The organism is Desulfomicrobium aestuarii (assembly GCF_055385525.1).
On sequence record NZ_AP042427.1, the window covers coordinates 1,827,181 to 1,839,928 of the forward strand.

The following is a 12,748-nucleotide window of genomic DNA, read 5'->3' on the forward strand; positions in this document are numbered from 1 at the left end:
TGAGGGTGGCGGAGAAGGTCAGTACGCGCCGCCGTCCTCGGACGGCAGTCCCACTTCCGTGAGGTTTTCGAACACGGTGTACTGGCCGAAATAAGCCAGGCGCAGCATGCCGACGGGGCCGTTGCGCTGCTTGCCGATGATGATCTCGGCGATGTTCTTGTTGGGGTTGTCCTCGGCCTTGTTGTAGGCCGCGTCGCGGTAGATGAAGACGATGACGTCGGCGTCCTGCTCGATGGCGCCGGATTCGCGCAGGTCCGAGATCATGGGGCGCTTGTCGGAACGCTCCTCGACCTTGCGGTTGAGCTGCGACAGGGCGATGACCGGTACTTCCAGTTCCTTGGCCAGGGCCTTCAGGTTTCGGGAAATGTCCGAGATCTCCTGCTCGCGCGAATCGCTCTTGTGGCTGGAGCGCATGAGCTGGAGGTAGTCGACGATGATGAGGCCCACGCCCTTCTCTGCCTTGAGGCGGCGGCTGCGGGCCCGGATCTCCATGGTCGAGAGGGCCGGCGTGTCGTCGATGTAGATGGGCGCCCGCGACAGGTCGTCTGCAGCCTGGTAGAGGCGGCTCCAGTCCTCGTCGTTCAGATAGCCGCTGCGCAGGCGGCTTAAGTCCACGCGGCCGTGACAGCCCAGAAGGCGCATCATGAGCTGGTCCATCGACATTTCCAGGGAGAAGACGGCCACGGGGATGTCGTGGCGGATGGCCGCGCGCATGCCCATGTTCAGGGCCAGGGCCGTTTTGCCCATGGACGGGCGGGCGGCCAGGATGATGAGGTCCGACTTCTGCAGGCCCGCGGTCATGTGGTCGAAGTCCGTGTAGCTCGTGGGCACGCCCGTCACCAATTCGCCCTGCCCGGCCCGCGTCTCGAGCTGTTCGAAGACGCGCTGGACCAGGTCCTTGCTGCTCGTGAAGGCCGGCTTGCCCTTGGACTCGGCGATGGAGAATATCTGCTGCTCGGCCTGGTCCAGGAGGGACTCGGTCTCCTCGCCGGCCTCGAAGCAGCTGGTCAGAATCTCCGAGGAGGTCTGGATGAGCCGCCGGCGCACGGCCTTGTCGCGCACGATCTGGGCGTGGTAGACGGCGTTGGAGGCCGAGGCCACGGACTCGGCCAGGGATGCCAGATAGACGGTCCCGCCGACCTCGTCGAGCTGGCTTCGGCTCTTGAGGTATTCCGCCACCGTGACCAGATCGGCCGGCTCGCGGCGACGATAGAGTTCCTGGAAGGCCTGGTAGATGGTCTTGTGAACCGGCGAGTAGAAATCCTCGTCGGAGATGACGTCGACCAGGGTGTGAAAGATGTCGTTGCGCAAAAAAACCCCGCCCAGCACCGCCTGTTCGGCTTCGGTGTTGTGCGGGGGTATCCGGCGCAACAAATCAGAAGAGGCCTTTTGCAAGGCCTCTTCCGGTTGGATTTGCGTTCCGAGGCGCTGCCCGAACTTATTCTGCGGCGGCTTCTTCGGTTGCATCTGTCTCCGCCGCGGCTTCGGTCATCTGCTCGACCTTGCCGTGCTTGATGACGTTCACGGTGAGCTTGGCCACGACTTCGGGGTGCAGCTTGACTTCGATGATGTACTCGCCCAAGGAGCGGATGCCCTCGTCGAGCTGGATCTTGCGGCGATCCACGTCAACGCCCTGTTCGGCCAGGATGGCCGCAATCTGGGGGGAGGTGACGGAGCCGTAAAGCTTGTCGCCGTCGCCCGTACGCACTTCGATGACCACCTTGGCGGCCTCGATCTTGGCGGCCAGGGCGGAAGCCTCGGCCTTGATGGCGTCGTTCATGGCCTGCAGCTTGCGGCGCTCCTGTTCGAAAACCTTCAGGTTGCCGGGAGTCGCCAGGGAAGCCAGACCCTGCGGCAAGAGGTAATTTCTGCCGTAACCGGGCTTGACGGCGACGATGTCGCCGAGGCGGCCCAGATTATCCACGTCTGCTCGCAAAATGACCTTCATGACCTACTCTCCTAGACTCTGGATTTTTTGAGCACGTCCGTGCTGTGGGTGGCCGTGTAGAACAACAGCGCCATCTGACGTGCGCGCTTGACCTCGCGGGTGATGGCCCGCTGGTGCTTGGCGCAGGATCCGGTGATGCGGCTGGCGATGATCTTGCCGCGATCGGTCACGAAGTCCTTCAGGATCTCGGGGTGCTTGTAGTCGAGCGCAATCTCGGGGTTCTCGCAGAAGCGGCAGTACTTTCTCCGGGGTGCGAACTTCTTCTTGAAAGACATCTTAGGCCTCCTCGGTGGTCTCGACGGGGGTGTCGGCGAGCTTCACGGTGATGAATTTGAACACGCCGTCGGCGATGCGCACGTTGCGCTCCAGTTCGGCCACAGCCTTGCCGGGCATGTTCATTTCCATGCGGATGTACCGGCCGCGGTTGAACTTGCGCACCGGGTAGGCAGTATCCTTGACGCCCCAGTCGTCGATCTTCAGGACGCTTCCGCCCTCGCGTTCGACAACGGCGCTCAGGTTGTTGATGATCTCGCGGCACTCATCGGTGCCGAGCTCCGGGCTGAGCAGGAGCAGTTCCTCGTACCTGGTCATTACAGAATCCTCCTTGTGGGTGATAGCCCGCCCATTCACTTCGAGCGAGCAAGGAAACACAGACCGTTATTCCCAACGGCCAGGCCTGTCAAGGACGTTCGCGCACGGGCTTGAATGCCGCGCCGTTTGGGCATACACCCGCAACATGCCGCGTGTCATCCTCCCCCTCCTGCTTGCCCTGCTGCTGCTTCTGACTGCCGCCCCCGCGCAGGCCAGGTCGCAGAACGTGCTCCTGCTGCACTCCTACCACCCGGGCCTGTCCTGGACCGACACCCTCAACACAGGCATCCAGGAGACCTTCCGTGCGGAAATGCCCCAGGCCCTGCTGTGGGTCGAGTACCTGGACACCAAGCGCAACACCGACACGTCCTACCTTTCCCTGCAGGCCGCCCTGCTGGGGCACAAGCTGTCCGAGAGCGTCTTCAACCTCATCGTGACCACGGACAACGACGCCCTGGACTTCGTCCTCGAATACCGCGACAGCATCTTCCGCGGAGCGCCCGTGGTCTTCTGCGGCGTCAACGACTTCCGCCCCGAGCAGCTGCGCGGCCAGCCCCGCATCACCGGCCTGGCCGAAAACCCGCCCTTCGCCGAGACCATGCGCACGGCCCTGGGCCTGCATTCGGGAACGCGCGAGTTCGTGGTCATCGGCGCGGACCAGTCCATCACCGACCTGCTCACGGACCAGTCCCTGCGCGCCCTGGAGGCGCAGTTCCCCGGCATCCGCTTCACCTACTGGAACAATCTCCCGGCCCAGGAACTTCGCACCCGCCTGTCGCAGCTCGGCCACGGGCAGATCATCTTCGTGCACGGCGTCATGCGCAACGAGGAAGGCGTGCTCGTGGACTACCGCGGCAAGAACCTCTTCCTCTCGACCTACGCCAAGGTGCCCATCTACGGCTTCTGGGACTTCGAGATGGGCACGGGCTGCGTGGGCGGGCGCATGGTCGAGGGCCGGGCCGAGGGCGAGCGCGTGGCCCGGCTGGCCATGCGCGTCCTGAACGGGACAAACCCGGACACCATCCCAGTGGACACGCTGACGCCGTCACGCTTCATCTTTGACCACATCCAGCTGCGGCGCTTCGGCATCCCCGAATCCCTGCTGCCCGAGGACAGCCTGATCCTGAACCAACCGGCCCGCTTCTACCAGATCGACAAGCGCTACATCTGGACGGCCACTGTCGGCGTGGCCGTGCTCCTGGCCGCAGTGGCCATGCTCGTCAGCGCCATGCGCCGACGTCAGGAGGCCCAGGCGGTGCTGCGCCGCCACAAGGAGCAGCTGGAGGAGGCGGTCAGGGCGCGCACGGAACATCTGCGCGCGGCCAACGACGAACTTGAGCGCGAGGTCGGCGAGCGCATCCGCGCCGAGGGCGACCTGCGCAAGGCCCGGGCGCGCCTGGAAATCGAGGTCGAGCGCCGCACGAGCGACCTGCTTTTCGAGGTCGAGCAGCGCCGCCTGGCCGAGGCCCAGATCCGCGACCGCGAGGCCAAGGCCCGCGCCCTCATCAACGCGCCCACCGAGACCCTCCTGCTCATGGACCAGGACGGCATCCTCCTCGACATCAACGACACAGGCGCCTCGCGCCTGGGCACCATCCGCGAGTCCCTCATCGGCCAGTCCCTGTTCGACATCCTGCACAACGACCGCGGCGCGCGCCTGAGGCAGGCCGTGGACGCAGTCTTCGCCGGCGGCGAGGCCGAATCCATCACGGAGTACGGGCAGGACGAGGACCTGGACCTGCACATCTACCCCGTCTTCGACGACGCGGGCCGCGTCACTCGCGTGGCCGTGTTCATGGCCGACGTCACAGCCTCGCGCCGCATGGCCAGGCAGATCATGCTCCTGGACAAGATCAACTCCCTGGGCCGCATGGCCGCCGGCATCGCCCACGAGATCCGCAACCCCCTGACGGGCATCCACGCCTACCTCTACGCCATGGAGGAAATCTGCGCCGAGCTGACTGAAGACGGACCGGCCGGCGTGCTGCGCGCGACCATCGAAAAAATCCGCAAGGCCGCCGGCAAGATGGAGTCCGTCATCCGCCGCGTGCTGGACTTTTCCAAGCCCGGCACGCCGCGCCTGGAACTCTTGGACCTGTCGGCCCCCGTGCAGGAGGCCCTGGGCCTGCTGGCCCCGACCCTGCGCAAGGCCGGCGTGGATGTGGTCACGCGTTTCGAGCCGGCCCCCATGATCCGCGGCGACCGCATGCAGCTCGAACAGGCCGTGGTCAACATCGTCGACAACGCCGCCCGCGCAGTGCGTCAGGGCGACGGCGAAAAACGCGTCGAGATCCGCATCGCCGCGTCCGAAGACCGCGTCATGCTGACCGTCGGCGACACGGGCCCGGGCATCGCGTCGGCGGACCGGGAGCGCGTCTTCGACCCCTTCTACACCACGGCCAGCGACGGCACGGGCATCGGCCTGTCCATCGTGCAGCGCATCGTCGCCGACCACCGCGGCGTCATCCGCGTGGCCGAGAGCCCCCTGGGCGGGGCCGAATTCAGGCTGGAGTTCCCCCTTCCGGCCCCGGAGCACCCATGAACTACTCCCTGCTCATCATCGACGACGAGGAGTCCATCCGCGACAGCCTGTCCATGACCCTCGGCCGCCGATACGATGTCGCCACACGTGCCACGGGCAAGGAGGCCCTGGCCGACCTCGCGGGCCTGAAGCCGGACCTGGTGCTCCTGGACATCGGCCTGCCGGACATAAGCGGCCTGGACGTGCTGGACGGCATCCGCAGGCTGGCGCCCCACGCGGCGGTGATCATGATCACGGCCTTCGAGGACCTGGACACGGTCATCTCGGCCATGAAGCGCGGCGCCTTCGACTACCTGGTCAAGCCCCTGCGCATGGACGCCCTGAAGCTCTGCCTGGAGCGCGCCGGCAGCTCCATCCGCCTGGGCAAGGAGATCCGGGAGCTGCAGGACAAGGCCCTGCGCGAGCAGATCCCCTTCTTCGTGGCCGAGAGCGAGGCCCTGACGGACGTGGTGCAGACCGTGGCCAAGGTCGCCGTCAGCCCCGACACGCCGGTGCTCATCGAGGGCGCCACGGGCACGGGCAAGGAGCTCGTGGCCAGTTCCATCCACCACCGCAGCCCCAATTTCCGCGGCCCCCTGGTCACGGTCAACTGCGCGGCCATGCCGGGGGAACTCATCGAGAGCGAACTGTTCGGGTACGCGCCGGGGGCCTTCAGCGGCGCAGGCAAGAAGGGCAAGGCGGGGCTCGTGGAGGAGGCCGCGGGCGGCACGTTGTTTTTGGACGAGATCGGCGAACTGCCGCCAAGCGCCCAGGCAAAGCTGCTGCGCTTCCTGCAGCACGGCGAGTTCTACCCCCTGGGCTCCACGACCAAACGCACGGTGCGCACGCGCGTCCTGGCAGCCACCAACCGCGACCTGGAGGGCATGGTGGCCACGGGGGCCTTCCGCCAGGACCTCTTCTACCGCCTGGCCGTGGTGCGCATCCGCGTGCCGTCCCTGGCCAACCGCCGCGAGGACATCCTGCCCCTGGCCAAGCTCTTCCTGCACCAGTACGGCGAGAAGTTCGGCAAGAAGTTCACGGCCCTGACGGACTCCGCCCGCCAGGCCCTGCTGCGCCACGACTGGACCGGGAACGTGCGCGAGCTGCGCAACATCATGGAGCGCGCCGCCCTCATGGCCTGCGGCCCGGAGCTGGACGCCGCGGACCTGGGACTGCGCGACGGCTGCACACCCGATGAGGAAAGAACCGGCATGACGCCCCTGACCGGGGCGGGCGTGGACCTGCCGGCCCTGTTGCAGCGCATGGAACACGACTATTACGAGCAGGCCCTGGGCCTGGCCGACGGGAACGAGTCCCAGGCCGCCAGGCTCCTGAACGTGTCGCGGGACACGTTCAGGTACCGGCGCGGGAAGCTCGGCCTGTAAACGCAATCGGCCCGCCGGAAGGATTCGCGGCGGGCCGGACGGAACTGTCTCGAAGAGTGCCGGAGGTTTCCGGCGATCATTTCCCAATGAGCGGCAATGAACACGCATGCCATCCCTGGACCTGTCAGACCAGGGCCGCCGCCTGCTCCACGCGCCACAGCTCCTGCATGATCTCCTCGCCCAGGGAAGCGGCCTTGTCGGCGCGGGACCGGCGGCAGGCCTGTTCGGCCATCTCCGCCAGGACCCGCACGCCCTCGGCCCGGATGTTTCCGGCCATGCCGCGCAGTGCGCTGGATTTCTGCTCGGCCGTAAGGAAATCCTCCCGCTCCAGGGCCTGCAGAAATTCGCCCACCCTGGTGCGGCCCTCACGCAGAAAGGTCTGCAGCACATCCGCCAACAGCACCTGATCGTGGTCCAGCTGATCGAGGAGCCGCTCCACATCCAGGGCCTGGCCGCGGAAATCGCTCTTCCCGGGCTCGTTGGGCTGGACGTACTTTTCGAGGACCCGGAAAAAAACCTGGGTGTCCACGGGCTTGAGCATGATCTCGTTGAAGCCGGCCGAAGCGCACCTGGCCGCGTCGCCGCTGGCGAGCCGCGCCGTCGTGCCGATCACGGGCACGTCCCCGCCCGTTTCGGGGTTGCGGATGACCCTGGCCGTGTCGAGGCCGGACATGCCGGGCAGATCCAGCTCCAGAAAAACGAGGGCGCACGGGTTGTCGCGCAGCATGCGCAAGGCCTCTTCGCCGGAGTCCGCTTCGAGGTGCGCGTAGCCCCCCTGGTCGAGCTTGCGGGCCATGAGCGCACGGCTCTCGGGATCGGGGTCGACCACCAGCACGATCTTGCGCCGCTTGCGCTCCTCGGCCACGACATGGCGGGTCACCAGGCCGATGCTGCGGCCCTGGATCCGGGCCCCCAGGATGAGACACAGGGCGTCGCGCAGCCGGAACTGCTCCACGGGCCTGGACAGGTAGCCGGCGAAACCGGCGGCCTCCATGCGCGCCGCATCGCCCGGCCGGGCCGAGGACGGCAGCGCCACCAGCCTGGCCTCAGCCAGCCCCGGATGCGTGCGGACAGCGGCGGCAAGCCCCTCCATATCCATGCTGCCGAGGTTGGAGCCGGCGAGGACGAAATCCGGCGTCTCCCCACGGGCAGCGGCCTCGAGCATCAGTTCCAGGGCGACCTGGCCGTCGTGGGCTTCGAGGAAGGGGCATTCCCAGAGGTAGCAGTATTCCCGGAGCACACCGCGCCAGGTCGCGTCCGTGTCCACGGCCAGGATGCGGCGGCCGGTGATGGGCTGCGGCGGAGGGAAGGACGACGGTCTGGCCTTCAGCTCGGGCAGGCGGAGGGTCGCCCAGAACTCGCAGGATTCCGCACCCGCTTCAAACCCCGCGCTGCCGTCCTGCCGGGCGGCGAGATCGCGGCAGAGATCCAGAAACTCGGCGTCGGGCGGATCGATCAGGGCATCGACGCGCGCCTCCAGCCGCACCGTGGCCGCTCCTTCACCGCGTTCGGCCAGTCTGAGGGTCATGGACACGGTCGAACCGCCGGGAGCGCCCAGCACGCGGTTCAGGAACCCGCCGGTGATGCGCCTCAGAATTCCCGGCACGCCCCGGACCAGACTCGGCACCTCATCATCCACAGTGGCCTTGAAATGGATGTTGCGGCGCCGGGCGTGGATGCGGAACAGTTCGGCCAGGTCGTGCACCAGCACGCGCAGGTCGAAATCGGCCTCCCCGCCCAGGGCGCTCTGGGTATCCTGCCAGGCCATGTCCCCCAGGCTGCGGCGGACCAGATCCATGCCCTCGGCGGCATCGCGGATGACCCGCAGGTATTCGGCCTGCTCGCCGCTCAGGCCCGAGTTCTGCAGCAGGCCGGCCACGCCGAGGATGGAGGAAATGGGCGATTCCAGCTCCTGGCGCAGATGCTCCAGAAGACTCTCCATCCGCCCCCTGAGCCGTGCGCACTCGGCGCAGCCCGACCCGTCCCGTGAGCTTCCGTCATTCGTCGCCATCACTGCCTCCCGAGGCCGTCCCGCTGGCGGCCTTCGTCTATGCCGATGCCATAGGTCTTGAGTTTGCGGTAGAGGTATGTCCGCTCCAGCCCGATGGCCTCGGCCAGGCGGGCGATGTTGCCGTCGGAACGTGCCAGTCCCCGGCGCAGGAAGGCCTCTTCGAACCGCGCCCGGGCTTCCTTGAAATCCGTGACCCCGTCCGGGACCGCGGCCAGGGCGTCCAGGGCCGCGACGGCGCGATATTCCGGCGGGAGCATGGAGATGTCCACGTCCCGCCCCTGGTAGAGGATGTAGATCCGCTCCACGAAGTTCCTGAGCTCACGGACGTTGCCAGGCCACGCATACCGCTTGAGCGCGTCCATGACCTCGCTGTCCAGACGCACGGGCTGCAGGCTCTGCTCCTCGATCATGAGGCGCGAAAAATGCCCGATCATCTCGGGGATGTCCTCGGCCCGCTCGCGCAGGGCCGGGACCGTGACGGGAAAGACGTTGAGACGGTAGTACAGGTCCTGGCGGAAGCGCCCCTCGGTCATCTCCCTGACCAGGTCCTTGTTGGTGGCCGCGATGACCCGCACGTCCACCCGGAAGGACTTCGTCCCGCCGACGCGCTCGAACTTCTGTTCCTGCAGGATGCGCAGGATCTTGGCCTGGGTCTTGAGGCTCATGTCGGCGATTTCGTCCAGGAAGAGCGTGCCCTTGTCCGCCAGCTCGAACTTGCCCTTGCGCGCCTTGTCGGCCCCGGTGAAGGCGCCCTTCTCGTGTCCGAAAAGCTCGCTTTCGATGAGTTCCTCGGGGATGGCCGCGCAGTTCACGCAGACCATCTCCCGGGCGGCGCGGCGGCTCGCCGCGTGGATGGCCCTGGCCGCGACCTCCTTGCCCGTCCCGTTCTCGCCGGTGATGAGCACCCAGGCCTCGGTCGGCGCGACCTGCTCGATGAGCTGACGCAGCCGGACGATGCCCGGCGAGGAGCCGATGATGACAGGCACGCCTTCGGGGCGGATGCGCGAGCGCAGCTCCCTGTTCTCGCGTTTGAGGCGGGACAGCTCCAGGGCCTTGCCGGCCGCGACCAGGGTGTCGTCCAGGGAAAGGGGCTTCTCGATGAAATCGAAGGCCCCGTTCTTCAGGGCCGTGACCGCGGTCTCGATGTTGCCGTGGCCGGAGATCATGATGACCGGGGTGTCCACGCCCTTCTCGCGCATGGACACGAGCACGCCCATGCCGTCGAGGCCCGGCATCCAGATGTCCAGGAAAATGAGGTCGAAGTCCCCGTCCAGGGCCATGGACAGGCCCTCCGTCCCGCTGCCGGCCTCGGACACCTGCCAGCCCTCGTCCTCGAAAATGCCGCGCAGCGCCGCGCGGATGTCCTTCTCGTCGTCGATGATGAGGATGGATGCGGTGCTCATCACGCCTCGCTGCGCGCCGCCGGCAGCTCGATGACGAAGGTCGTGCCGGCGGGCTCGTTGGGTTTGACACGGATGTGACCGTGATGGTCGTTGACGATGGACTTGACGATGGTCAGGCCCAGCCCGGTGCCGCTGCGTTTGGTCGAATAGTAGGGCTCGAACATTCGCGACTGCTCCTCGGGCTTGATGCCCGGCCCGTTGTCGCTGATCTCGATGTAGACCCGCCCCTTGCGCTTGCGGGAGTAGAGCACGGCGTCCACCCGGCCGTCATCCCGGCCCGCCAGGATCTCGGCCGCGTTGAGGAGGATGTTGGCGAAGGCTCGGCCCAATGCCTCCCGGTCGAGCATGACGGACGGGACATCCTCGGTCCGCACGGTCCAGCGGATGGCCGTGTAGCTTTCGGCGAAGACCGACACGCCCTCGCGCAGGATGGGCTCGATCTGGCCGCGCACCAGCGTCACTTCGGGCATCTTGGCGAAGGCCGAGAACTCGCGGACCATCTCCTGCAGGTGCTCCACCTGCCTGACGATGAGGCCGGTGCACTGGCTGAAGACCGGGTCCGCCACCGACTGGCCGAACTTGCGCTCCAGGCGCTCGGCCGAAAGCTTGATGGGGGTCAGCGGGTTCTTGATCTCGTGTGCGATGCGGCGGGCCACCTCCTTCCAGGCGTCCAGGCGCTGCATCTTCTCCAACTCGGAGATGTTCTCGAAGACCGCGACGATGCCCGAGTCGTCACCCTCGCTGTCCATGAGGGCCACGGCGTTGACCAGGAGCTTGACGGTCTCGCCGTCGACCTCCAGTTCCAGCCGGCGCTGCCACTGGGAGCCGGGACTGCTCGTCAGGAGCTGGCTGACCTCCTGCACCAGGCCGCGGTGTTCGGGGCCGAGGAGGTCCATGGCGGACTTGCCGATGAGCCCGCCGCTCTCCAGGCCCAGGATGGCCTCGGCCGCGCGGTTCATGGTTGTGACCCTGCCCGCACGGTCGACGGAGACCACGCCGGAGGTGATGTTGTCGAGGATGGCCTGCACGTAATGGTTCTTGGCGATGAGGGCCTGATACTGCTCCTGCAGGCGCCGGTTGGCCTCGGTCAGTCCCTGGCGGCTCTGCTCCAGGTCCTCGGCCATGCTGTTGAAGGACTGGACCAGCAGGCCGAGCTCGTCGCGGGAATCGTCCATGAGTCGCACCGAAAGGTCGCCCCGGGCGATGCGCTGGGTGCCGGCGGCCAGGGCCTGCACCGGCGCGCTGATCTCCCGGGCCAGGCGGAAGCCGAACCAGGTCGCGCCGAGAAAGATGAGCAGGGTCATGAGGCCGAGCACCATGTAGAGGGTCATCTTCAGGGGGAACTTGAGGCTCCTGAGCTGCTTGTACTCGCCCACGCCCTTGGCGATGAGCTCCAGGCGTTCAAGAAAGCCCTGCCCCACCTCGGCGCCCACCACGAGAAAGGCCGAGGCCGCCTCGTCGACCGGCAGGATGCCGACCACGAGGTCCGAGTCAGGGTGGGCCCGGAGCGTCGCCCAGTAGGCCGGCTGCCGGGCCAGGTCTGCCCATGGCACCTCCGCCTTGGTCTTCCGCCAGGCCTCGTCCCAGACCGGGGCGGCCTGCCAGCTCCTCTCCTGCAGGGTGGGGGTGACAAGGCCCACCAGAGTCAGCCTGTACTCCCGTCCCTTGGCGCGGATGGCCTCGTCCGCCCCCTTGGCGCTCCAGGCGATGCGCCGCTCCCGCAGGTGGTCGAGTATCCCCTGGGCCTTGGCCTCCAGGCCGGACTCGGCCGCGGCGTAGAAATCCTGGCCGACCTCCAGGGCATGGTCCATGGACGTCTCGACCTGGGACTGGAACCAGTAGTCCACCGAGGTCTGCACGAACCACATGGACAGGATGAACATGATGAAGGTCGGGACCATGGAGAGGGTCACGAAGACGAGGACCAGCCGCGCCCTGAGCCCCGAGCCCAGCACGCGCCTTCGCCGGTCCAGGATGAGCTTGATGACGTTTCGGAGGACCAGGAAGAGGACGAGGATGAGCAGGATCAGGTTGACGTTGAAAAGGGCGAAGAAGAGGTAGGAGTTGACGCCCAGCAGGCGCAGTTCGATCCAGGTCAGGATGATGATGACGAAGATGGCGATGACGGCCAGGGTGATTTCCCGCTGCCGCTTGCGGCGCTCCTGGGCGGGCCGTTCCTTGACCGGGATGAGGCGCGACGGGTTATCCATGATCCCCCAGCAAGTCTTCAGAAATCGAAGTCGAACTCATAGACGACCTCGGGGACGAGATCCCAGCTGACGAAAAAGAGGGGCTTGCTGACCCAGGCGGGCATGTTCGTGCGCGTGACCTTGAAGGTCATGACCACCCTGTAGGCCGAACCGCGCTTGATCATGTCCCAGCTGCCCATGGGGATGGATACCTGGGACCAGAAGCGGTTGAGCTGGTCCTGCAGGCTCTGGAACGGAAAGGTGTGGGTGCCGCGGTCGTCGACGACCAGGCATTCGCGGGCGATGGGCTTGCTGGAGATGACGCAGGTATAGCCGGCTTCGGACAGGAAGGAATTCCAGAAGCCGGCCCGGCGATAGTAGAGCCGGCTCGTGCAGCGAACCTCGTAATCCCCGCCGTTCTTCAGGGCTTCCATGAGGGGCCCCATGTCGTTGACCACGATGCTGAACCCCACGGAGACCTGGCCTGCCGCATTGTCGACGCCAAGATCCGTGATGGAGATCGAGTTCGCCGACGCCGGACGGGCCTGACAAACAGCCAGCGCGAAAAGGCACCAAAAGGTGATGAATATTCTGTTTAGTTGCACCTTGAACGACTTACATAAGCAAAAATAGCCAGTTGTTGCAATTTTTCTTGATTTTCAAGACAAGGCAGGTATGCACCCCTGAAAGATCGATACAC

General features: G+C 66.3%; 10 protein-coding genes. 2 read left to right on the top strand and 8 right to left on the bottom strand.

The window, feature by feature from the left end; all coding sequences use genetic code 11:
* Positions 1 to 18: 18 nt before the first annotated feature.
* From dnaB to rpsF, 4 genes are read right to left on the bottom strand one after another with little or no spacing between them, the layout of a single operon-like run.
* A complete protein-coding gene (gene dnaB / locus ACZ5AC_RS08300) occupies positions 19 to 1,467 on the bottom strand; it encodes a replicative DNA helicase (RefSeq protein WP_464250476.1) in 1,449 nt (482 codons plus the stop codon).
* Complete coding sequence (gene rplI, locus ACZ5AC_RS08305) at positions 1,439 to 1,948, bottom strand: 50S ribosomal protein L9 (protein WP_464250477.1); 510 nt, start codon at positions 1,946 to 1,948, stop codon at positions 1,439 to 1,441. Before rplI ends, dnaB begins: the two co-directional genes overlap by 29 nt.
* A gap of 11 nt (positions 1,949 to 1,959) precedes the next feature.
* Positions 1,960 to 2,223 (bottom strand): 30S ribosomal protein S18, encoded by a 264-nt coding sequence (rpsR, locus tag ACZ5AC_RS08310; protein ID WP_464250478.1) that lies wholly within the window; start codon positions 2,221 to 2,223, stop codon positions 1,960 to 1,962.
* 1 nt (position 2,224) lies between these two features.
* Entirely contained in the window at positions 2,225 to 2,539 is a 315-nt protein-coding gene (gene rpsF / locus ACZ5AC_RS08315; RefSeq protein WP_464250479.1) for a 30S ribosomal protein S6, read from the bottom strand.
* 145 nt (positions 2,540 to 2,684) lie between these two features.
* Between rpsF and ACZ5AC_RS08320 the strand changes: the two genes are divergently transcribed.
* Together ACZ5AC_RS08320 and ACZ5AC_RS08325 are read left to right on the top strand one after the other, a co-directional pair.
* Positions 2,685 to 5,081, top strand: coding sequence for an ATP-binding protein (locus tag ACZ5AC_RS08320; RefSeq protein WP_464250480.1), 2,397 nt, complete (start codon positions 2,685 to 2,687; stop codon positions 5,079 to 5,081).
* On the top strand, positions 5,078 to 6,445 hold the full coding sequence (locus tag ACZ5AC_RS08325) for a sigma-54-dependent transcriptional regulator (protein WP_464250481.1): 1,368 nt from the start codon (positions 5,078 to 5,080) through the stop codon (positions 6,443 to 6,445). The genes ACZ5AC_RS08320 and ACZ5AC_RS08325 overlap by 4 nt, the downstream gene beginning before the upstream one ends.
* Positions 6,446 to 6,569: 124 nt before the next feature.
* On the opposite strand, the gene ACZ5AC_RS08330 is transcribed toward ACZ5AC_RS08325, so the two are convergent.
* The 4 genes from ACZ5AC_RS08330 to ACZ5AC_RS08345 are packed head-to-tail and all read right to left on the bottom strand — an operon-like array spanning position 6,570 to position 12,653.
* Entirely contained in the window at positions 6,570 to 8,456 is a 1,887-nt protein-coding gene (locus ACZ5AC_RS08330; RefSeq protein WP_464250482.1) for an ATP-binding response regulator, read from the bottom strand.
* The gene (locus ACZ5AC_RS08335) at positions 8,456 to 9,859 is read right to left on the bottom strand and encodes a sigma-54-dependent transcriptional regulator (RefSeq protein ID WP_464250483.1); all 1,404 of its coding nucleotides are present in this window, start codon (positions 9,857 to 9,859) and stop codon (positions 8,456 to 8,458) included. The genes ACZ5AC_RS08330 and ACZ5AC_RS08335 overlap by 1 nt, the downstream gene beginning before the upstream one ends.
* Entirely contained in the window at positions 9,859 to 12,069 is a 2,211-nt protein-coding gene (locus ACZ5AC_RS08340) for a sensor histidine kinase (RefSeq protein WP_464250484.1), read from the bottom strand. The genes ACZ5AC_RS08335 and ACZ5AC_RS08340 overlap by 1 nt, the downstream gene beginning before the upstream one ends.
* A gap of 17 nt (positions 12,070 to 12,086) precedes the next feature.
* Positions 12,087 to 12,653 carry a DUF4390 domain-containing protein gene (locus tag ACZ5AC_RS08345; RefSeq protein ID WP_464250485.1) on the bottom strand — a complete coding sequence of 189 codons (567 nt, stop codon included), beginning with the start codon at positions 12,651 to 12,653 and terminating at the stop codon, positions 12,087 to 12,089.
* Positions 12,654 to 12,748 lie beyond the last annotated feature (95 nt).

Bases quoted from the DNA above. Each gene is read 5' to 3' on its own strand.
- ACZ5AC_RS08320 (WP_464250480.1), top strand. From the start codon at position 2,685: ATGCCGCGTGTCATCCTCCCCCTCCTGCTTGCCCTGCTGCTGCTTCTG.
- rplI (WP_464250477.1), bottom strand. From the start codon at position 1,948: ATGAAGGTCATTTTGCGAGCAGACGTGGATAATCTGGGCCGCCTCGGC.
- dnaB (WP_464250476.1), bottom strand. From the start codon at position 1,467: ATGCAACCGAAGAAGCCGCCGCAGAATAAGTTCGGGCAGCGCCTCGGA.
- rpsF (WP_464250479.1), bottom strand. From the start codon at position 2,539: ATGACCAGGTACGAGGAACTGCTCCTGCTCAGCCCGGAGCTCGGCACC.
- ACZ5AC_RS08340 (WP_464250484.1), bottom strand. From the start codon at position 12,069: ATGGATAACCCGTCGCGCCTCATCCCGGTCAAGGAACGGCCCGCCCAG.
- ACZ5AC_RS08325 (WP_464250481.1), top strand. From the start codon at position 5,078: ATGAACTACTCCCTGCTCATCATCGACGACGAGGAGTCCATCCGCGAC.
- ACZ5AC_RS08330 (WP_464250482.1), bottom strand. From the start codon at position 8,456: ATGGCGACGAATGACGGAAGCTCACGGGACGGGTCGGGCTGCGCCGAG.
- ACZ5AC_RS08335 (WP_464250483.1), bottom strand. From the start codon at position 9,859: ATGAGCACCGCATCCATCCTCATCATCGACGACGAGAAGGACATCCGC.
- rpsR (WP_464250478.1), bottom strand. From the start codon at position 2,223: ATGTCTTTCAAGAAGAAGTTCGCACCCCGGAGAAAGTACTGCCGCTTC.